Origin of the sequence: Actinoplanes missouriensis 431 (assembly GCF_000284295.1) — a bacterium.
GTDB lineage: Bacteria > Actinomycetota > Actinomycetes > Mycobacteriales > Micromonosporaceae > Actinoplanes > Actinoplanes missouriensis.
Map to the genome: position 1 here is coordinate 4,070,001 of NC_017093.1, position 19,096 is coordinate 4,089,096.

Sequence of the window (19,096 nt, forward strand, 5' to 3'; positions counted from 1 at the left end):
GGTCGACTACGCGGGGGAGTGGCTCGCCAGTGCGGCCGCGACCCGCCCCACCTGCTCCGCGGGCAGCCCGGCCAGGTTGATCCGGCCGGACGGGAGGCCGTAGATCCCGTGCTCCACCCGTAACCGCTCCATCCGCTCCGCCCCGAGCGGCAACCGCAGGAACATCCCCCGCTGCTCCCGCAACCCGTCGAAGCCGGTCCGATCCGCCAGCTCGTCGCGCAGCCGCCCGAGCCGCCGCCGCATCGACTCCAGCTCGTCGCGCCAGCACGCCGTCAACGCCGGATCGGACAGGATCTCCGCGACGATCATCGCCCCGTGCGCCGGCGGCTGCGAGTAGCTGACCCGCGCGATGTGCTCCAGCGACCCGCGCGCCTGCGCATCCCCGCCGACCACCAGCGCCGCGCCCACCCGCTCGCTGTACAACCCCCACGCCTTCGACCCGCTCACCGCCACCACCGCATACGGCACCGTCGCGAGCAGCAGCCGCATCCCGGCGAGATCCTCCTCGAGCCCGTCCCCGAGACCGAAATACGCCTGGTCGATGAAGGGCACCACGCCGCGCCGCGCGAGCGTCTCACCGAGGGCGGCCCACTCGTCCAGCGCCATCTGCCGCCCGGTCGGGTTGTGGCAGCACCCCTGGATCAGCAGCACATCACCGGCCCGCGCGGACGACACGGCGTCGAGCGTCGATGCAACCGGGTGCGTGACGACGCGCAGGCCGGCCGCCGCCATGATCCCGGGGTGGTTCACGTAAGCGGGCACGCCGAGGTGAACTGTCCGATCCGGCCCGGTCTGGGCGAGCAACTCGGCCAGCAGCCGCAGCGCTCCGGTCCCGGCCACGGTCTGCACGGCCACGGTCCGGTCCACAAGCGTGCGGTCGTTCAGCAGCAGTTCGGTCAGTGATGCCGCGAACCGCAGGTCACCGGACGGACCGACGTACCCCTTGGACGGTGATCGTTGCGCCAGGCGCAACTCCGCGGCACGGACCGCGCGCATCACCGGGCTCGCGCCGCTATCGTCGCGGTAGACGCCGACGATCAGGTCGAGCCGCCCGGGCCGCGGATCATCGGCGCACGCCGCCGTGAGCTGCCACAACGGGTCGGCGGTCAGCAGCATGAGGGGTTCCTCCGGTGGGGATCAGCGGGAACAGGACGACGCCTGCCACGATCAGCACGAGGCTGATCAGCGTCGATGGGGTGATCGGCTCGCCGAGCAGCGGCACGGCGACGATCGTGGTGAGGACCGGGGCGAGCGCGCCGAGGCAGGAGGCCAGGCGCGGGCCGAGCCGGCGGATCGCGATCGAGTAGCAGAGCGCGGCGACCACGCCGACGCCGGCGCCCTGCACGACGACATAGACAAGGGTGTCCGTGTTCAGGGTGAGGTGCGACTCGGTCAGTCCGGAACCGATCAGGGCTGCCGTGATCAGCGCGGAGGGCACGCAGAGCACCAGCGCCGCACCGATCGGATCGAGCCGGGTCACCCGCAGCGCGATCGTGTAGACGCTCCAGATCAGCCCCGCGAGCAGCAGCACGGCGATCCCGGCGCCGGTGCGCCCGGACACCGACGCCGCGACACCGACGACGATCACCCCGAGCGCGGCGGCTTGCGCTCGCCGGATCTTGAGACCCCACATCCGGTACGCGATGACGGCCACGAACATCGGCACCACGCCGGGGATGACGAGCCCGACGAGGGCGGCGCTGGTGAGGCGTCCGCCCAGTGCGGAGACCGCGAAGTACGGCAGTCCCGCCCCGGCACAGAGCGCCACGATCACCGCCGGCCGCTCACCGGACAACGACCGTAGTGTCCGGGGGATCCACGGCGACAACAGCACCACCGGAGTAGTGAAGCGAATCAGCGCCACGTCCGTGGTGGTCAGCGACGACGCCCCGATGCCGCGGATGCTGAGCGCGAACCCGGCCCAGACCACGACGGTCGCCGCCATCGCCGCGAACCCGCTCCACCTCGTCATGAGCTGGAACATTACGGAGGCAGCCGCGGCAGCCGATTGCTAATTCGTGCGCTGCCGACCGTACCTTTGGCAGAATCTTCCAATGCTTGACGACATCGACCGCCGGATCCTGCTCGAACTCCAGCGCGACGGCCGGATCAGCAACCAGGAGCTCGCCGACCGGGTCGGGCTCTCGCCGTCGCCCTGTCTGCGCCGCGTCCGGATCCTCGAGGAGGCCGGGGTGATCGCCGGGTACCGGGCGGTGATCGACCAGGAGGCGGTCGGCCTGCCGATCACCGCGTTCGTCCGGATCACCCTGGAGTCGCACGGCCAGGAGATCGTCGAGCGGGTGGAGGACGAGATCCGCGGCGTGCCCGAGATCGTCGAGGCCTACCTGCTCGCCGGTGACCAGGACTACCTGCTGAAGATCACGGTCGGCTCGTTCACCTCGTACGAGGACTTCGTCCGCACCCGCCTGCGCACCATCCCCGGGCTGGCCTCGATCGAGACCACCTTCGCGTTCGGCGTCACCAAGACCGTCTCGCCCCTGCCGATCCGGCCCTGAGGGCACACCGCGCACCGACCGGAATCGCGCCGCAGCGGTTAGTCTTCCCGCATGGAGCAGGACACCAGTTCGAAGCTCAGCCTCGACGAGATCCACACCCGGATGGGCATGATCGTCACGGCCGAGGGCAAGGCGCGTGCCCGCCGCCGCCTGCGGGAGACGGCCGCGGCCCGCGATCACGACGCCCGCGCCGCCTTGATCATGCGCCTGCGCACCGGTCAGGCGTGACCCGGGCGCGCACCGTCCGGCTGGTGCTCGACACCACCGCGGTCGCCTCCTGGGTGCGCGGCTCGATCGCCGTCGGTGAGATCCTCGCGGAGATCAACGACGAGCACGGCGTGGCGGTCATCCCGGTGTGGTGCCTGGTCGAGGCCGGCCACGAGACCGCGATGATCGATCGGGGCCGGCTCGACCTGCTGCTCGCCCATCCCGCGACGGTGGTGATCGCCGATGACGCCGACGACTGGGAGATGCTGGTCGGGCTCCGGGCGCTGACCGGCCGGGCGGACTGCGCGTCGGCGGCGTGGCTGGCGCTGGAGCTCGACGTGGACGTGATGACCCGGCACCCGGGGTGGTACGAGAAGGTGGACGGCGGCCGGCTCGTCCTGGAGATCGAGGACTGACGACGGCGGGCTCGCCGCGGCCGGACGCTCCGATTAGGATCTTTCGGGTGACGCTGGAGAAGTTCGACACGGGCGTGGCCCACCCGGCCCGCCGCTACAACTACTGGCTCGGCGGCAAGGACAACTTCGCCGCTGACCGGGAGTCGGGGGACCTGCTCGCGAAGTCGTACCCGGCGGCCCGGATCGCCGCGCGGGCGAACCGCGCGTTCCTGCGCCGGGCCGTCGGCTACCTCGCGGCCGAGGCCGGGATCCGGCAGTTCCTCGACATCGGCACCGGGCTGCCGACCGCCGACAACACGCACGAGGTCGCGCAGCGGATCGCCCCGGAGAGCCGGATCGTCTACGCCGACAACGACCCGATGGTGATGGCGCACGCCCGCGCGCTGCTGACCAGCTCGCCGGCGGGGGAGACCCGCTACATCGAGGAGGACCTGCGCGAGCCGGAGAAGATCCTGGCCGGGCTGGAGATCCTCGACCTGTCGAAGCCGGTCGGGCTGATCCTGGTCGCCGTCGTGCACTTCCTGCCCTCGCAGGAGCAGGCGGTCACGGCGGTGCGCACGCTGCTCGACGCCCTGCCGCCCGGCAGTCACCTGGTGATGACGCTCGCCACCACCGACCTGCTGACGCCGGAGCTGAAGGCGAACTGGGACGAGTCGCTGCGTACCGGCCGGTCCGACGTCCATCCGCGGACTCGCGCCGAGGTCGCGCAGTTCGCCGACGGGCTGGAGCTGGTGGAGCCGGGCATCACCGCGATCAGCGAGTGGCGACCGGACCCGGCCGACGAGGAGCAGCCGAGTCCGGTGGAGGCGTCCCTGTTCGGGCTGGTGGCGCGCAAGCCCTAGCGGAACTCGTCGAGGAGCTTGTCGAGACGGACCGGCAGGTCGCGGACGCGGATCCCGGTAGCGTGCCAGATCGCGTTCACGATCGCCGCCGGTGACCCGACGATGCCGATCTCGCCGATGCCCTTGCTGCCCATCGGGTTGATCTGCTCGTCGTGCTCGTCGAGCCAGGCGGCGTCGATCTCCTCGACGTCGGCGTGCGCCGGGATGTGGTAACCGGCCAGGTCGTTGTTGACCCACTCGCCGAACGCCGGGTCGAGCACGCCCTCCTCGTGCAGCGCCATGCCCATCCCCATGATCATGCCGCCGAGGAACTGGCTACGGGCGGTGCGCGGGTTCAGGATGCGGCCGGCCGTGTACATGCCGAAGAGGCGGGACACCCGGACCTCGCCGGTGACGGCGTCCACCCGTACCTCGGCGAAGTGGGCGCCGAAGGCGTGCCGTCCGTCTTTCTCCTGCTGCTCGATGAGCTCGGTGGTGTCGAAGACGGCCTGGTCGCCGCCGTTCTCGCGGAGCGCGCGGCAGGCGCCGGTCACCGCCCAGCCCCACGACGCGCTGCCCGACGAGCCACCGGCGACCGAGGCCTGCGGAAGGCTGCTGTCGCCGATCCGGATCGCGATCCGGTCGACGCCCACGCCGAGCGCGTCCGCGGCGATCTGGGTGAGGATGGTCCGCGCGCCGGTGCCCAGGTCGGCGGCCCCGATCGCCACCTCGAACCGGCCGTCCGGCAGCGCGCTGACCCGCGCGGCCGACGGCTGCGCCATCGTCGGGTAGGTCGCCCCGGCCACCCCGGTGCCGATCCACCAGTCGCCCTCGCGGCGCTGCCGGGGCCGCGGGTCGCGACCGGCCCAGCCGAAACGTTCCGCGCCCTGCCGCAGGCAGTCGACGTAGTGCCGGCTGGTGAACGGGGTGCCGCTCTCCGGCTCGGCGGACGGCTCGTTGCGGATCCGCAGCTCGATCGGGTCCATGCCGAGTTCGGCGGCGAGCTCGTCGACGGCGCATTCGAGGGCGAACATGCCGGGCGCCTCGCCGGGCGCGCGCATCCAGCGCGGCGTCGGCATGTCGAGACGGACCAGGTGGTGACCGGTGCGGCGGTTCGGGGCCGCGTACATGTGCCGGGTCGACACCGCGGTCTGCTCGGCGAACTCGAGAAGACGGCTGCTCTGGGAGTACGCCTGGTGATCGATCACGGTCATCGTGCCGTCGCGGTCAGCGCCCAGGCGGATCCGCTGGACGGTCGGCGTGCGGTGCCCGACGATGCTGAACATCTGCTGCCGGGTGACCACCACTTTCACCGGGCGCCCGGTCACCTTCGCGGCCAGAGCGGCGAGGACGGCGTTCGGCCGGGCGGTGCCCTTGGAGCCGAAACCGCCGCCGACGTGCTCGGTGATGACCCGGACGTTCTCCACGCCGAAGACCTGGCCGAGGGTGGCGGCGATCCCGGACGGATGCTGGTTGGAGTCGAAAACGGTCAGCTGGTCGCCGTCCCAGCGGGCGATCGTGGCGTGCGGCTCCATCGGGTTGTTGTGCAGAGCCGGAGTGGAATAGACGACGTCGACGAGCACCTCCTGATCCGGGTCGCCCATCATGCTCTCCGCAGGGAACGCGGGATTCACCTTCTCCGGCGTGTACAGATCGGGATGATCGATCCGGAGCACGGCGTCGTGCTCCTCCGCCTCGATCTCCAGCCGCAGCGTCCGCGCCGCATACCGCGCCGCCTCCAGCGTGTCCGCCACGACGAGCGCCACCGGCTGGCCGCGATAGCTGATCCGCTCCGACTGCAGAACCGCCAGCTCCGGGTCGTCGGCCGCGGCGATCTCCGGCGCGTTGCCGTGCCACAGCACCGCGACGGCGTCATCGGTCGGATCGGTGATCACGTCGATCAGCCGCCCGCGCGGCACCGGCGACGGGACGATCCACCCGTACGCGATGTCGTCCTGCGGATACTCGGCGGCGTACTTCGCCGCCCCGGTCACCTTCAGCGGCCCTTCGAGCCGCGCCAGGGGCGAGCCGACGGCACTCGGCACGGTCGCGCTCATCGGGTCACCCCCGCCAGCTTTTCCAGCATCCAGGCGGTCAGGTTGCGCATCAGACCGATTTTGTACGCGTTGTCGCGCAGCACCCGGGAGTCCTCCAACTCGATGTCCGCCGCCGCCAGGAACGACTCCCGGGTCGCCGGCCGTCCGCGCAGCTGCTCTTCGGCGAGCCGGGCGCGCCACGGTTTCGGCGCCACCGCTCCCCACGCCAGCCGGACGTCACGGACCACCCCGTCCTCGACGTCCAGCGCGGCCGCCACCGAGCCGACCGCGAACGCGTAGGAGGCCCGGTCCCGCGCCTTGCGGTAACCCGAGGTCGCGGCCATCGGCAGGGCCGGCAGCGTCACCGCGGTGATCAGCTCGCCGTGGTCGAGAACCGTGTCGCGTTCCGGGGCGTCACCGGGCAGCCGGTGCAGGCCGGTGAGCGGGATCCGGCGGGCGCTCGTCTCCACGACGGCGTCCAGGGCGGCCAGCGCGACCGCCATGTCCGACGGGTGGGTGGCGATGCACGCGTCCGAGCCGCCGAGGATCGCCAGGTTACGGTGGTCGCCCTCGCGCGCCGGGCAGCCGCTGCCCGGCGTGTGCTTGTTGCACGGCTTGGTGGCGTCCATGAAGTACCGGCACCGGGTGCGCTGCAGCAGGTTCCCGCCGGTGGTGGCCATGTTCCGCAGCTGACCGGACGCGCCGGCGAGCAGCGCCTCACTGAGAACCGGGTACCGGGTCCGCACCCGCGGGTCGGCGGCGAGGTCGCTGTTGCGCACCCCGGCGCCGATCCGCAGCCCGCCGTCCGGCAACTCGGTGATCTCGTCCGGGACCAGCCCGCGCACGTCGACGAGGACGTCCGGGGTGGCGATGCCGAGTTTCATCAGGTCGACCAGGTTCGTGCCGCCGGCCAGGAACATCGCGCCCGGCTCCAGCCCGTCGCCCACACCCGTCGCGGCGCGGTACTCGAAGGTCTTCATCGGCCGGCCGCCTGCCGGATCGCCGGGACCATGTTCGGATAGGCGCCGCAGCGGCACAGGTTCCCGCTCATCCGCTCCCGGATCTCCGCGTCGCTGAGCAGGTCGCCGTCGCCGGTCACCGCGCTCGGCCGGCCCTGCGCCACCTCGTCCAGCATCCCGACCGCCGAGCAGATCTGGCCGGGCGTGCAGTAACCGCACTGGAACCCGTCATGGTCCAGGAATCCGCGCTGCACCGGATGGTCGCCGAGGCCCTCGATCGTGGTGATCCGGGCGTCCTGGCAGGCGACCGCGAGCAGCAGGCAGCTGTTCACCCGGCGGCCGTCGAGCAGCACCGTGCAGGCGCCGCACTGCCCGTGGTCGCAGCCCTTCTTGGCGCCGGTCAGGTCGAGGTGCTCACGCAGCGCGTCCAGCACGGTGGTCCGGGGATCGAGGTCAAGCTCGTGTTCGACCTCGTTGACGGTGAGACGCATGTGCGCCCGGTACCCGGAGCCGGAGTGATCAATCCTCGGAGTTTCCGGCCCGGATCGGGTCGGGTCCGGGTTTCCAATTCGGGTCGCGGCCGATGAAGCCGAGCAACTTCGTCTGCGCGTCGGCGTCGTCCGGGACGGCCACCCGCGGACCGTACTGCCCCGACGAGCGGATGATCTGTTCCATCGACTCCATCCCGCCGAACAGCTGCGCGCTGAACTCCGGGTCGAGCCGGTCGTCCTGGCCGGTTGCCCGGGCCAGGTCCCAGGTGTGCATGAAGACGTCGGAGGTGTAGAACCGGTCGATCGCGTACGCCAGCGGCATCTCGCCGATGTGCGGGTTGGTGAACGTGCGCTGCGCCGCAGCCGGGTCGTCGAGCAGCGCCTGCACCCCGCCGGCGTGCGCCTGCCAGGCGCCGGCCGGGTCGTCGTCCACGCTCGGGCCCGGCGGCAGGGTGGCCGACGAGCCGAGGAACCCGGGCAGCCACTCGACCAGGTGGCGGACCACGTCACGCGCGGTCCAGCCGTCGACGGGCGCGGGGGAGTTCCAGTCCTTCGCGCCCTGGACGCGGGCGGTGAACCCGCCGGCGATCTGCCGGTGGCGGTCGGCGGGCGTCAGATCGGAAAGCGGCATCGGTGGCGTCCTTCCAGGGCGGGCTGCACGGTTTTCGCTCTCGAAGGACTGTAGCGATGCCAGCAGCCGGGTGACCGGGGATGAACGGCGCCGCCATTCCGGCGCCCGATCGGGAGTGGGAGGAGGCTGCGGCCCACTCGTCAATCGAGGCGTTCGGGACGGTCGGGGAGCAGCAGCAACAGTGACGCCACGAGCATCGCCCCGAGCGACACCACATTGCCGACCTTGTCAACGGTGGGGAAGACGTCCAGGTGCAGCGCATGCCAGACGAGATGCTCCGCCGTGAAGATCAGCCACGCGCCTCCGGTCATCCGCAGCACCGCCGGCGACGGCCGGCGGATCGCCCACACCGTCATGACCAGCAGCGCCAGGAACAATCCGCCGACGTCGCGGGTCAGGTGTTCGTTGTACGGCCCGAGCGCCGACACCCAGTTCCGCCCCGGAAACGGGAAGTCACGGTAGAACGACAGCGGGAACGCCGCCGCCCACACTCCGATGACCGCGGCGGCGACCGCGAGCAGCGCGGCCACCGCACGCTTGGCGGAGAGCGTCACGGCTTCGCCAGCCACTGATCAAAAGTGGTCGTGCCCCGCGGCCCGGGACCCGTCGGCAGCAGCCCGCCGCCCGCCATGGCCCGTCCCGTGGCACCCGGGAGCGGCAACCCGATCACCAGCTTCCGCGGCCCGTGCGCCTTCGCGACACGGCGGGCCATCGCGGACATCTCCAGCACCTCCGGGCCCGCCATCTGCGGGGCCAGACCCCGCGCCGGACCGGCCGCCAGCCGTACCAGCTCGGCTGCCACCTCGGCGGCCGCGACCGGCTGGCCGGACATCCGCGGCACCACGGCGACCGGTCCCGGCACCCGGGCCAGCGACTGGCCGGCGAACTCGAAGAACTGGGTGGCGCGCAGCACCGTCGCCGGCACCCGGCCGGCCAGAGCGAGCTGCTCCTGGCGGAGTTTCCCCTGGTAGTACCCGAATCCGACCCGATCGACGCCGACGATCGACAGCACCACGTGGTGGGCGACCCCGGCGCGTTCCCCGGCGTCGGCGAGGGTACGGGTGACCCGCTCGAAGAACTCCACCGACACCCTGCGGCTCAGCGTATCCACGTTCGTCACGTCGATCACCACCTCGGTCCCGCGCAGGGCATCGCCCAGGCCCGCGCCGGTCGTCAGGTCCACCCCGTGCGAGCGGGACAGGATCACCACCTCGTGCCCGGCCGCGCGCGCCTGCTCCACGATCAGCCGGCCGATCAGCCCGGTTCCTCCAGCAACGGCCACTCGCATGTGTCAGCCCTCGTTTCGTCGTGGCGTACCGTGTCGTGGTCTTGGACTACCGACGCCCGTGAGATGTGACAGCGGGTGACCTACGCAACAGGGGATCTTGTGGAGCTCGCTTCGCTGCCGTACGCGAAATACCTGCAGCCGTTCACCGCAGAGCTGGAGATCGGCGAGGACTACAGCGAGGCGCACGTCGACGGCGCCGAGTTCGACGGGGTGCAGGCCGGCGGGATCCGGTTCTCCGAGAGCGCGCTCACCTCGGTCACCTTCACCGGCGGCAATTTCGATCGGGTACGGCTGGACGACGTCTACGTGTCACGCTGCCGCTGGATCGGCGGCAGCTGGGGCGAGACGTCCTTCCTCAACGTCTCCGTGCTGGACAGCGTTCTCGCCGGCGTCCAGTCTTACGGGGCGCAGTGGCGTCGCGTGGTGCTCAAGGACTGCAAGATCGACAGTTTGAACCTGCGGGGCGCCCGGCTGCAGGACGTCGAGTTCCGCGACTGCGACCTGACCGAGGTCGATTTCTCCGACGCCACCCTGGTCGGCGTCACCTTCCCGGGTACCGCGATCCGCCGCGCCCGATTCGCGAAGGCGACCGTGAAGAAACTGGACTTCCGCACCGCCCGCGAACTGGACGTGGCTCTCGGCTGGGAGTCGCTGCGCGGCGCCGTGATCGGCGGCGATCAGCTGGCGGAGGCGGCGCCCGCCCTGGCGCAGACCCTGGGACTCGTCGTCCGGTAACGCCCGGCGGTTCACCGGAGCGGCTCACGTCACACAATCCCCGGTTCGCCGGAAAAGATCGAATCGGGTCGGTAGCGTCCTTCGGCTGTGCCCGTCGACCGTACCCGAAGAATCTCCCGCCGAAGGCTGGGCCTCGTCCTCGCCGCCGTTGTCGCGGTGCTGGTCGCGGTCAACGTGGCGACCAAATTCGGCCCGGCCGGCACCGGTCTGGTCGCCGGCCCGGTCGTCGCGATCGGGCTGTTGCTGCTCGGCCGCCGCGCGGGGCTGACCTGGCACGACCTGGGGCTCGCGCCGCACACGCTGACCCGGGGCATCAGGTACGCGGTGGGCGCCGTGCTCGCCGTCGCGGTCGTCTACGCGATCGCCGCCGCCATCCCGGCGACCCGGCCGGCGTTCCAGGACGGCCGGTACGACCTGCACCTGAGCGCCGTGCTGCAGACCGCCTTCGTGGTGATCCCGTTCGGGACCGTGCTGCTCGAGGAGATCGCCTTCCGTGGCGTGCTGCACGGCCTGGTGAACCGGCATCGCGGCGCGGTCTGGGCCAGCGTCGTGTCGTCGGTGCTGTTCGGGCTCTGGCACATCCTGCCGTCGCTGCGGCTCGCCGAGGCGAACCGGGCGGTCGGTGACGCGGTGGGCGGCGGCACCACCGGGCAGGTCCTGGCCGTGGCCGGTGCGGTCGGGTTCACCGCGCTGGCCGGACTGCTCCTCTGCGAGCTGCGGCGGCGCAGCGGCAGCCTGCTGGCGGCGGCCGCGCTGCACTGGGCGACGAACGGGATGGGCCTGCTGGTCGGCGCGGCCCTGGCCACCGTGCACTTCGCCTGAGCGCCCCGCCGTCATGATGGGATGTCTCCATGACGTTGGTGACTGGTACGGAGATCACGGCGGCGGACACGACCCATCTGGAACGGTCCGTCGCGCTGGCCTGGGACGCCCGCAACCGGGGAGACCACCCGTTCGGCTCACTGCTGGTCACGCCGGACGGCACGGTGCTGGAAGCGGTGAACACGGTGGTGACCGCATCGGATCCGACCGGGCACGCCGAGACCAACCTGGTGCGGCTCGCCGGCCGGCTCGACCTCGCGACACGGGCCGGCAGCGTGCTCTACACCAGCACCGAGCCGTGCGCCATGTGCGCGGGCGCGATCTACTGGGCCGGCATCGGGCGAGTGGTGTTCGCGTTCTCCTCCGAGGAACTCAGCAAGCTGGTCGACGAGGAGGAAGGGGTGCCGCCGCTGAACCTGGCGTCCCGTGAGGTGTTCGCGCGCGGCGGCCGCCCGATCGTGGTCGACGGGCCGGCGCCGCTGCCCAGCGCGGCAGCGGTCCACCACGGGTTCTGGGACTAGTATTCGCTGGTCGTGGCGGTGTGGGCGGGGATCAGATCGAGGAACGCCCGGACCGCCCGGCTCGGCGGGATCGCGGCCGGCCGGGCGACCGCGAGGGTCCACGGGGTGGCGGGCGGGTCCAGGTCGACCGGGACCACGCGGGCCCCGGCCTCCGCGCGCAGCGGCGGGACCACGGCCACGCCCAGGCCGGCCGCCACGTAACTGGGCACCGTCGTCAGGTCGGTGACCTCGACGACTATCGAGCGGGTCAGGCCGGCTCGGCGGAAGTCGTTGTCGGACCGTACCCGATTGCAGTAACCGGCCGGCAGATCGATGAATTGCTCGTCGGCGAGCGCGCCCGGGTCCACCGTCGCGGCGCCGGCGAGGGGATGATTCTCGGACACGAGCAGCCGTGGCTGGAACGTGGCGAGGGGCGTCAGGTCGATCCCGTCGACGGCCGCGGTGTCCACCCCCACGAAAGCGACGTCGAGCTGGTGGGAGCGGAGCTTCTCCAGCAGGCCGGAGCTGCCCTCGGCTGCCACGGTCATCGTCAGCCGTACCCCCGGATGGCGCTCGCGGAAGTCACCGACCAGCCCCGGCAGATCGACGGCCGTCAGGCCGGAGAGGGTGCCGACGCGCAGGCTGCCGCGCAGGCCGAGGCCGGCGCTCCCGACCGCGGCCCGCGCGAGATCCAGCGATTCCAGGGCGTTCTTCGCCTCCGGCAGCAGCGCCCGGCCGGCGTCGGTGAGCGTGACGCGGGTGGTGCTGCGGTCGAACAGCGGCGTTCCGAGATCGCGCTCGAGCGCGCGGATGCTCGCCGAGACCGTGGACTGGACGGCGTGGGTGCGTTTCGCGGCGCGGGTGAAGTTGAGCTCCTCGGCGACCGCGACGAAGAACTCCAGCTGGCGCTGTTCCATACGCCGACCTTATCGCCATCGCCGATTGCCCTTATGAACAGCATTCGTTGGACACGATCGCCGGGTGGGGAGAAGCTTTCCCCGTGAAGATCTTTCTTACCGGTGCGACCGGTTACATCGGCTCCGCTGTCCGCTCCGCCCTGATCGCCGGCGGACATTCGGTCACTGCGCTCGTACGGGCGGAGAGCGCCGGCCGGGTGACCGGCGACGGGCTCGACGTGATGATCGGCGACATGCGGGACGCGGCTCTGGTGCGCGACCTCGCCGCCACCAGCGATGCCGTGATCCACACCGCCAGCCCGGGTGACGCCTCCAGCGCGGCCGCGGAGGCCGAGTTCGCGGACGCGGTCCTGGCCGGGCGACCGAAAGCGTTCATCCGGACCGGTGGTGTCTGGGTGCACGGGGCGGGCGCCGACATCACCGAGGAGACACCGATCGCCGCGCCCGCGCTCGTGGCCTGGCGCGACGAGATCGACAAGCGGGTGCTGGGCGCGTCCGGCATCCGGTCCGTGCTGATCGAGCCGGGGATCGTCTACGGCCACGGTGCTGGGATCGCGCGGATGGTGGTGTCCGCGCCACAGGTTGATGGTGCACTGCAGTTGATCGGTGATGGACGTCAGCACTGGACGACCGTCCATGTTGACGACCTGGCGGCGCTGTATGTGCTGGCGCTGGAGAAGGGGGATGCCGGGTCGGTGTTCCTGGGTGTCGGTGGGGAGAACCCCACCGTTCGGGAGTTGGGGGAGGCGGCCAGCCGGCGGCTGGGGCTCGGTGGGCGGGTCGTTCCGGAGGAGCCGTCGGAAACGGTCGCGCGGCTCGGGGATTTCGGGGCTGCGCTGCTGGTGGATCAGCAGGCTTCGGGGGAGAAGGCGCGGCGGGTGCTCGGGTGGAAGCCGGAGCGGGCGTCGCTGCTCGCCGAGATCGCCGCGGGCGGGTATGACGGTGGGGGCCGTTCCGCATGAGGTGACGGTCGGGCCAGCCGTAGCTCAGGCAGGTTGTTTGGCTGGTTTGGCTGCGTGGGCTACGGCTCGGGGTCCCGGGCCGTCGGTCAGGCAGGTTATTCGAGCCGGGTTGCCTGTGCGGGCTACGGCTCGCGCCCGCGGCCCGCCCGCCGCCCGCCGCGCGGCCCGCCCGCCGGGCCGCACCGCGCCGGGCGCACCGCGCCGCGCCGGCCGCACCGCACCGCGCCGCGTCGGCTGGTGGGCCGCGGAGTGGCTCAACCTCTCGGAAACAGTTGTGGTGTGTGTCGTGGAGATTGCAGGATGTCATGGGAGCGCTCCCGAGTCCCCGATCCCCGCGCTCAAGGAGTCCACCGTGCACACCCACCGAGCAAGAAGACGCATCCTGGCCGCAGCAGCCGGCCTGGCCCTGGCGATCACCGGCGCCGGCATCCCCACCGCCACCAGTGCCGCCCCACCCCAGAACACCAGCGCCACCACCCAAGCGCAGGCCACCACCCGCGCACAGGCCGCCGCCCCGGCCACCGACTGGCTGCACGTCGACGGGAACCAGATCGTGGACTCCGCCGGCAACCCCGTCTGGCTCACCGGCGCCAACTGGTTCGGCTTCAACGCCTCCGAACGTGTCTTCCACGGCCTCTGGTCGGCCAACATCACCGAGATCACCCGCTCGATGGCCCAGCGCGGCATCAACATCGTCCGCGTCCCGATATCCACTCAACTGCTGCTGGAGTGGAAAGCCGGCACGTTCAACACGGTCAACGTCAACACGTACGCCAACCCCGAACTAGCCGGCAAGAACAGCCTGCAGATCTTCGACTTCTGGCTGGCGCTCTGTGAGCAGTACGGCATCAAGGTCCTCCTCGACGTGCACAGCGCCGAGGCCGACAACTCCGGCCACATCCACCCGGTCTGGTACAAGGGAACGATCACCCCGGAGCTGTATTACCAGGCTTGGGAGTGGGTGACGGCCCGCTACAAGGCGAACGACACGATCGTCGCGATGGACCTGAAGAACGAGCCGCACGGCACGCCCGGCACCACCCCGCGCGCCAAGTGGGACAACTCCACCGACGTGGACAACTGGAAGCACACGGCGGAGACCGCGGCGAAGCGCATCCTGGCGATCAACCCGGAGGTGCTGGTCCTGGTCGAGGGGCAGGAGGTCTACCCGCGCGAGGGTGAGACCTGGAACTCGCCGAACACCGACCCGGACCTGTCGCCGAACTACTACTACAACTGGTGGGGCGGCAACCTGCGCGGCGTCCGCGACTACCCGATCAACCTGGGCGCGAACCAGGATCAGCTGGTCTACTCGCCGCACGACTACGGGCCGCTGGTCTTCAACCAGCCGTGGTTCGACAAGCCGTTCGACAAGACCACATTGACCAACGACGTGTGGCGGCCGAACTGGCTCTACATCCACGAGAACGACACCGCGCCGCTGCTGATCGGCGAGTGGGGTGGCCGGCTCGGCCAGGACGAGCGGCAGGACCGCTGGATGACCGCGCTGCGCGACCTGATCGTGGAGCACCGGCTGCACCAGACGTTCTGGGTGCTGAACCCGAACTCGGGCGACACCGGCGGTCTGCTGCTGGACGACTGGAAGACCTGGGACGAGCAGAAGTACGCCCTGCTCAAGCCCGCGCTGTGGCAGCAGGGCGGCAAGTTCGTCAGCCTGGACCACCAGGTGCCGCTGGGCGGGGCGGGCAGCACCACCGGGATCAGCCTGAGCGCGGCCTTCGGCGAGTCGGACACGGTCGCGCCGACCGTTCCGGGCCAGCCGTCGGCGAGCGGCGTCACCGCCACCGGTGTCACGCTGAGCTGGACGGCGTCCACCGACGCCGTGGGCGTGACCTCGTATGACGTTCTGCGCAACGGCACGGTGGTGGCGACGGTCTCCGGGACGAGCTACATCGCGAGCGGGTTGACGGCGTCCACCACGTACACCTTCAGTGTCCGGGCCAGGGACGCCGCCGGGAACGTCTCCGCGGCGTCGGCGGGACGCAGCGTGACGACGGCGGCGACCGGTGGCGACACGGGTGGCGGGTGCACCGCCACCTACAAGACGACCGGTTCCTGGTCCGGGGGTTTCCAGGCCGAGGTCGCGGTACGCAACACCGGCACCGCGGCGAGCACCGGCTGGGTCGTGAACTGGACCTATCCGAGCGGGACCACCGTGGCGTCGCTGTGGAACGGCGTGCAGGCCACACCGCCGGTGACCGTCCGCAACGCCGAGCACAACGGCGCCCTGGCGGCCGGAGCGTCCACCACATTCGGCCTGGTCGGCTCCGGCCCGTCGGCGACTCCCGCCACGGTGAGCTGCACGCTCTCCTGACGGACCACCGCCCGATCTTGGCAGTTCGTGCACGGACGGTGCGCACGAAATCGTCAGGATCGGGCGGTTACACGGCACCGGCGAACCCGTTTATCCCTATGCCACCGGGTACATCACGTTCGACCCGACGTGAAGGGAACGTGCTGTGACCCGTACCGGAAAGGTGTTGATGTTCGCCGTGCCGCTCGCGGCCGCCGCCGCTGCCACCGTCGCAGCGAAGAGCCGCGCGAAGCAGCCGGATCATCAGCGCCGTCACGTGATAACGATCTACCGCCCGCTGTCCGAACTGGAGTCCGAGCAGCTCCCCGGCTCGCTCCGGGAGATCACCGGCGACGTCGAGATCACCCTGCGCCCCGCACCGGGCGACCGGGGTACCGAGATCGCCGTCCGCATCCCCGAGGGCTCCACGATCACCGAGGGCCAGGTCCGGGCGGCGCTGCGCGAGACCCGCTCGCTGCTGGAGACCGGTGACGTGCTGCTGCCGTCCGGCCCGCCGACAACGGTGACAACGTTGACGAACCGGCCGCTTCAGGCGGCCACCCGGCACGGCCGCGAGGGAGGACTGCTGTGAAGGCGCTGCAGTGGCAGGGCGTCAACAAGCTCGCCGTCGGCACCGTGCCCGACCCGGAGCTCCGCAACCCCGGCGACATCATCGTCCGGGTGACCAAGTCCGTGACCTGCGGTTCCGACCTGCACCTGCTCGGCGGATACATCCCGTTCATGGAGAAGGGCGACGTCCTCGGCCACGAGTTCCTCGGCGAGGTCGTCGAGGTGGGCCCGGACGTGCGCACCCACCGGATCGGCGACCGGGTGGTGGTGTCGTCGTTCATCTCGTGCGGAAACTGCTGGTACTGCGACCAGAAGCTCTACTCGCTCTGCGACAACGGCAACACCAATCCGGCGATCACCGAAACCCTGTGGGGTCACGCGCCGAGCGGCTGCTTCGGCTACTCGCACGCGATGGGCGGCAACGCCGGAAGTCACGCCGAGTTCATCCGCGTCCCGTTCGCCGACGTCGGGGCGTTCGCGGTGCCCGAGGGTGTCAGCGACGAGCGCGCGCTGTTCGCCTCGGACGCCGCGTCGACCGGCTGGATGGGCGCTGACCTGGGCGGCGTCCAGCCCGGTGACGTCGTCGCGGTCTGGGGCGCCGGTGGAGTCGGCCAGATGGCGGCCCGCGCCGCGATGCTGCTCGGCGCCGGCCGGGTGATCGTCATCGACCGCCTGCCGAACCGTCTGGCGCAGGTCGAACGCCACATCGGCGCCGAGACGCTCAACTTCGAGACCACCGACGTCTCCGCCGAACTGCGCGAACGCAGCGGCGGCCGCGGTCCCGACGTCTGCATCGAGGCAGTCGGGATGGAGGCCCACTCCCGCGGCTACGACCAGCTCAAACAGCAGCTGCGCCTGCAGACCGACCGCCCGGTCGCGGTCCGCGACGCCATCCACGCCTGCCGCAAGGGCGGTTCCGTCTTCGTCCTCGGCGTCTACGCCGGATTCGTCGACAAGTTTCCCCTCGGCGCCCTGATGAACAAGGGCCTCACCGTCCGCGGCGCCCAGATGCACGGCCAGCGCTACATCCCGATGCTCCTCGATCGAATGGCGAAGGGTGAGCTGGTCACCGAGCATCTCGCCACGCACGTGATGCCGCTCGACCAGGCGCCCGAGGGCTACCGCATGTTCAAGGAGAAGGACGACGATTGCGTCCGGGCCGTTTTCTGTCCCTGACCTTTCCGGGTACGCGTCCGATCCGTCCCCAACCGCACGTCAGGCCCGTTCCGGGCCTGACGTCGCGACCACGGGTGTGCCGTCCAGGCCGTAGCGCGGCCATCGCTACGGGTGCGCCCCCACGCCCCGAGCCGTCCCGCCCGCGCCGTGGTCCTGGGTCGGGCCCGCATGGAGCCCGGGCGCTGCCCGCCCTGCTCCTGTCCCGGCCCGCTCCTGTCCCGCCCTGCTCTCGGCCTGCCCTGCTCCCGTCAAGCCCGGCCAGCCTCGCCAGCACGGGCAACGCAGTGCCAAAGTCGGACAAATATGACAAAGTGACGTCTGGGCGGGCCCGCAGGTTCGCAGATCTTGGAAATGCCGGTCCCGGCTGGCGCCCAGTGCGGACAAACCGGGCACCCGACAGCACTGATAACCAGCCGGCCGAGACGAGCTGGTTACCAGTGCTGTTTCTAGCGTCTCGGACAGCACTGTGAACCAGCCGGACCAACTGGTTCACAGTGCTCCCCAGCAGCTGTGATCACGCGAACGGGTGTCGCTGGCATACGGCCGTGTCGCCAGCATCCGGCCGCGATGTTCAGCGAAGCGTTACGCATCCGCCGGTCGCCCCGTATCCGCGTGATCAGGAGCCCTGCCCGGCGCCGCTCTGCCCAGCGCCGCCTTGCCCCGAGCCGCCCGCGTCGCTCGGCCGGTAGAGCGCAATCGCCAGCTCAGCAGCCGGGGAGCCGTCAGTGGCGCGGGCGGCGAACTCCCGCGTCAGCGCATCGAGCCGTGTAGCGAACTCATAGAACGTCGCATCATCCAGTGGAACCCGCCGAACCTCCGCAAGCCGGGGCCCGAGATCAGTGCCTACACCAGCTCCCACCTCAAACGGAAAAACCGGCTCAGCCCCGCCAACCATCGAGGGCCTCCCTCCGCCACCCTGACGAGGAACCGCCGCAGCAGACATCCCAACATCGCCGGCCCCGTCACCGGAATCTCGTTCGTCCCGCCCCTGCGTCGTCGCAGCAGGTGACAACCCAAAGTCTTGCGAGTCCCCAGCCGGCGAAGCCAGTGCGGCTTCGAACCCCGGCGGGTTCCCGGCCGGCGCACCAGCGGCGGACATCTCCGGTCGAGCCGGCACCGATCCGGACGCGCCGATCTCGGAATGGGCCGGCGCGGATCCGGACGCGCCGATCTCGGGCTGGGCCGGCGCGGAACCGGATGCTCCGATCTCGGGCTGGGCCGGCGCGGATCCCGATGCGCCGATCGCCGCGTCCGGTCCACGGTCAGCACCGACCGTCCACACCGGAATCGGGAATTGGCCCGTCCCGGTCCAGGTGAGTCCCGGCAGCGGTGCCGGGATCCGCAGCGGCGGTGACGCGACCGCGGCCGTACTGACATACCGCAGAACCGCCACTCCCTGCACCATTCGGGGAAGGCCCGCGCGCACCAGCCCACCCTGCTCCAAGATCTTGAGGTGATAGTTGACGACCCCGCCCGGCAACCCGAGCCGCGCGGAGAGACCCGCCACCGTGGCGGGGCCGGCATGCAGCAGCCCGAGAATGCGATCACGAACGTCGTCAGTCATGGCACACATTGTCGACCTTGACCCGGCGTGACAGAAACCGACCGTCCGAGCGAACAACAGCTGGATTCTTGCAAGGTGGTCAACACATGCGAGTTGCCGGTCTGGCCAGGCGCAGTCCATGCGAAAGGGCCGCCACTCCAGCAGGAGTGACGGCCCATATCGGTCGACTCA

The 19,096-nt window shown here is 70.9% G+C and carries 21 protein-coding genes; 11 read left to right on the forward strand and 10 right to left on the reverse strand.

Annotated features, from left to right (window positions below; genetic code table 11):
* Positions 1-6: 6 nt before the first annotated feature.
* Positions 7-1,116, reverse strand: a complete 1,110-nt coding sequence (locus tag AMIS_RS19105) for an aminotransferase class I/II-fold pyridoxal phosphate-dependent enzyme (protein ID WP_014443996.1) — start codon at positions 1,114-1,116, stop codon at positions 7-9.
* Positions 1,064-1,972, reverse strand: a complete 909-nt coding sequence (locus AMIS_RS19110) for a DMT family transporter (RefSeq protein ID WP_197538039.1) — start codon at positions 1,970-1,972, stop codon at positions 1,064-1,066. Before AMIS_RS19110 ends, AMIS_RS19105 begins: the two co-directional genes overlap by 53 nt.
* 82 nt (positions 1,973-2,054) lie before the next feature.
* Here AMIS_RS19110 and AMIS_RS19115 point away from each other — a divergent pair, with 82 nt between their 5' ends.
* The 4 genes from AMIS_RS19115 to AMIS_RS19125 are packed head-to-tail and all read left to right on the forward strand — an operon-like array spanning position 2,055 to position 3,981.
* Positions 2,055-2,516 (forward strand): Lrp/AsnC family transcriptional regulator, encoded by a 462-nt coding sequence (locus tag AMIS_RS19115; protein ID WP_014443998.1) that lies wholly within the window; start codon positions 2,055-2,057, stop codon positions 2,514-2,516.
* Positions 2,517-2,567: 51 nt separating this feature from the next.
* Entirely contained in the window at positions 2,568-2,744 is a 177-nt protein-coding gene (locus AMIS_RS43405; RefSeq protein ID WP_014443999.1) for a hypothetical protein, read from the forward strand.
* Positions 2,741-3,139 carry a hypothetical protein gene (locus AMIS_RS19120; protein ID WP_014444000.1) on the forward strand — a complete coding sequence of 133 codons (399 nt, stop codon included), beginning with the start codon at positions 2,741-2,743 and terminating at the stop codon, positions 3,137-3,139. Before AMIS_RS43405 ends, AMIS_RS19120 begins: the two co-directional genes overlap by 4 nt.
* A 47-nt stretch (positions 3,140-3,186) precedes the next feature.
* On the forward strand, positions 3,187-3,981 hold the full coding sequence (locus AMIS_RS19125) for an SAM-dependent methyltransferase (protein WP_014444001.1): 795 nt from the start codon (positions 3,187-3,189) through the stop codon (positions 3,979-3,981).
* On the opposite strand, the gene AMIS_RS19130 is transcribed toward AMIS_RS19125, so the two are convergent.
* The 6 genes from AMIS_RS19130 to AMIS_RS19155 all read right to left on the reverse strand — a co-directional run bounded on the left by AMIS_RS19130 (position 3,978) and on the right by AMIS_RS19155 (position 9,365).
* Complete coding sequence (locus AMIS_RS19130) at positions 3,978-6,017, reverse strand: xanthine dehydrogenase family protein molybdopterin-binding subunit (RefSeq protein ID WP_014444002.1); 2,040 nt, start codon at positions 6,015-6,017, stop codon at positions 3,978-3,980. The two genes, AMIS_RS19125 and AMIS_RS19130, sit on opposite strands and share 4 nt — an antisense overlap.
* A complete protein-coding gene (locus AMIS_RS19135) occupies positions 6,014-6,976 on the reverse strand; it encodes an FAD binding domain-containing protein (RefSeq protein ID WP_014444003.1) in 963 nt (320 codons plus the stop codon). Before AMIS_RS19135 ends, AMIS_RS19130 begins: the two co-directional genes overlap by 4 nt.
* Positions 6,973-7,446: a 2Fe-2S iron-sulfur cluster-binding protein gene (locus AMIS_RS19140; protein WP_014444004.1), complete on the reverse strand. Its 474-nt coding sequence runs from the start codon at positions 7,444-7,446 to the stop codon at positions 6,973-6,975. The genes AMIS_RS19135 and AMIS_RS19140 overlap by 4 nt, the downstream gene beginning before the upstream one ends.
* 28 nt (positions 7,447-7,474) lie before the next feature.
* Positions 7,475-8,077: a TIGR03086 family metal-binding protein gene (locus AMIS_RS19145; protein WP_014444005.1), complete on the reverse strand. Its 603-nt coding sequence runs from the start codon at positions 8,075-8,077 to the stop codon at positions 7,475-7,477.
* A 140-nt stretch (positions 8,078-8,217) separates the two neighbouring features.
* The gene (locus tag AMIS_RS19150) at positions 8,218-8,646 is read right to left on the reverse strand and encodes a hypothetical protein (RefSeq protein ID WP_231859345.1); all 429 of its coding nucleotides are present in this window, start codon (positions 8,644-8,646) and stop codon (positions 8,218-8,220) included.
* Entirely contained in the window at positions 8,628-9,365 is a 738-nt protein-coding gene (locus tag AMIS_RS19155) for an SDR family oxidoreductase (RefSeq protein ID WP_014444007.1), read from the reverse strand. The genes AMIS_RS19150 and AMIS_RS19155 overlap by 19 nt, the downstream gene beginning before the upstream one ends.
* Before the next feature lie 75 nt (positions 9,366-9,440).
* On the opposite strand from AMIS_RS19155, the gene AMIS_RS19160 reads away from it, so the two are divergent.
* The 3 genes from AMIS_RS19160 (at position 9,441) to AMIS_RS19170 (ending at position 11,443) form a co-directional block, all read left to right on the forward strand.
* Positions 9,441-10,100 carry a pentapeptide repeat-containing protein gene (locus AMIS_RS19160; RefSeq protein ID WP_014444008.1) on the forward strand — a complete coding sequence of 220 codons (660 nt, stop codon included), beginning with the start codon at positions 9,441-9,443 and terminating at the stop codon, positions 10,098-10,100.
* A gap of 87 nt (positions 10,101-10,187) precedes the next feature.
* Positions 10,188-10,922 (forward strand): CPBP family intramembrane glutamic endopeptidase, encoded by a 735-nt coding sequence (locus AMIS_RS19165; RefSeq protein ID WP_014444009.1) that lies wholly within the window; start codon positions 10,188-10,190, stop codon positions 10,920-10,922.
* Positions 10,923-10,951: 29 nt separating this feature from the next.
* A complete protein-coding gene (locus AMIS_RS19170) occupies positions 10,952-11,443 on the forward strand; it encodes a nucleoside deaminase (protein WP_014444010.1) in 492 nt (163 codons plus the stop codon).
* Here AMIS_RS19170 and AMIS_RS19175 read toward each other — a convergent pair.
* Positions 11,440-12,339 carry a LysR family transcriptional regulator gene (locus AMIS_RS19175; protein WP_014444011.1) on the reverse strand — a complete coding sequence of 300 codons (900 nt, stop codon included), beginning with the start codon at positions 12,337-12,339 and terminating at the stop codon, positions 11,440-11,442. The two genes, AMIS_RS19170 and AMIS_RS19175, sit on opposite strands and share 4 nt — an antisense overlap.
* A gap of 83 nt (positions 12,340-12,422) precedes the next feature.
* Between AMIS_RS19175 and AMIS_RS19180 the strand changes: the two genes are divergently transcribed.
* The 4 genes from AMIS_RS19180 (at position 12,423) to AMIS_RS19195 (ending at position 17,361) form a co-directional block, all read left to right on the forward strand.
* Positions 12,423-13,301 carry an NAD-dependent epimerase/dehydratase family protein gene (locus AMIS_RS19180; RefSeq protein WP_014444012.1) on the forward strand — a complete coding sequence of 293 codons (879 nt, stop codon included), beginning with the start codon at positions 12,423-12,425 and terminating at the stop codon, positions 13,299-13,301.
* 382 nt (positions 13,302-13,683) lie between these two features.
* Positions 13,684-15,636: a cellulase family glycosylhydrolase gene (locus AMIS_RS19185; protein ID WP_051042502.1), complete on the forward strand. Its 1,953-nt coding sequence runs from the start codon at positions 13,684-13,686 to the stop codon at positions 15,634-15,636.
* Between the two features lie 145 nt (positions 15,637-15,781).
* Positions 15,782-16,207, forward strand: coding sequence for a hypothetical protein (locus AMIS_RS19190; protein WP_014444014.1), 426 nt, complete (start codon positions 15,782-15,784; stop codon positions 16,205-16,207).
* Positions 16,204-17,361: a zinc-dependent alcohol dehydrogenase gene (locus AMIS_RS19195; RefSeq protein WP_014444015.1), complete on the forward strand. Its 1,158-nt coding sequence runs from the start codon at positions 16,204-16,206 to the stop codon at positions 17,359-17,361. Before AMIS_RS19190 ends, AMIS_RS19195 begins: the two co-directional genes overlap by 4 nt.
* 616 nt (positions 17,362-17,977) lie before the next feature.
* Here AMIS_RS19195 and AMIS_RS41750 read toward each other — a convergent pair.
* Positions 17,978-18,925 (reverse strand): winged helix-turn-helix domain-containing protein, encoded by a 948-nt coding sequence (locus AMIS_RS41750; protein ID WP_172666605.1) that lies wholly within the window; start codon positions 18,923-18,925, stop codon positions 17,978-17,980.
* Between the last annotated feature and the right edge of the window lie 171 nt (positions 18,926-19,096).

Bases quoted from the DNA above. Each gene is read 5' to 3' on its own strand.
- AMIS_RS19105 (WP_014443996.1), bottom strand. From the start codon at position 1,116: ATGCTGCTGACCGCCGACCCGTTGTGGCAGCTCACGGCGGCGTGCGCC.
- AMIS_RS19110 (WP_197538039.1), bottom strand. From the start codon at position 1,972: ATGACGAGGTGGAGCGGGTTCGCGGCGATGGCGGCGACCGTCGTGGTC.
- AMIS_RS19115 (WP_014443998.1), top strand. From the start codon at position 2,055: ATGCTTGACGACATCGACCGCCGGATCCTGCTCGAACTCCAGCGCGAC.
- AMIS_RS43405 (WP_014443999.1), top strand. From the start codon at position 2,568: ATGGAGCAGGACACCAGTTCGAAGCTCAGCCTCGACGAGATCCACACC.
- AMIS_RS19130 (WP_014444002.1), bottom strand. From the start codon at position 6,017: ATGAGCGCGACCGTGCCGAGTGCCGTCGGCTCGCCCCTGGCGCGGCTC.
- AMIS_RS19135 (WP_014444003.1), bottom strand. From the start codon at position 6,976: ATGAAGACCTTCGAGTACCGCGCCGCGACGGGTGTGGGCGACGGGCTG.
- AMIS_RS19140 (WP_014444004.1), bottom strand. From the start codon at position 7,446: ATGCGTCTCACCGTCAACGAGGTCGAACACGAGCTTGACCTCGATCCC.
- AMIS_RS19145 (WP_014444005.1), bottom strand. From the start codon at position 8,077: ATGCCGCTTTCCGATCTGACGCCCGCCGACCGCCACCGGCAGATCGCC.
- AMIS_RS19155 (WP_014444007.1), bottom strand. From the start codon at position 9,365: ATGCGAGTGGCCGTTGCTGGAGGAACCGGGCTGATCGGCCGGCTGATC.
- AMIS_RS19170 (WP_014444010.1), top strand. From the start codon at position 10,952: ATGACGTTGGTGACTGGTACGGAGATCACGGCGGCGGACACGACCCAT.
- AMIS_RS19175 (WP_014444011.1), bottom strand. From the start codon at position 12,339: ATGGAACAGCGCCAGCTGGAGTTCTTCGTCGCGGTCGCCGAGGAGCTC.
- AMIS_RS41750 (WP_172666605.1), bottom strand. From the start codon at position 18,925: ATGACTGACGACGTTCGTGATCGCATTCTCGGGCTGCTGCATGCCGGC.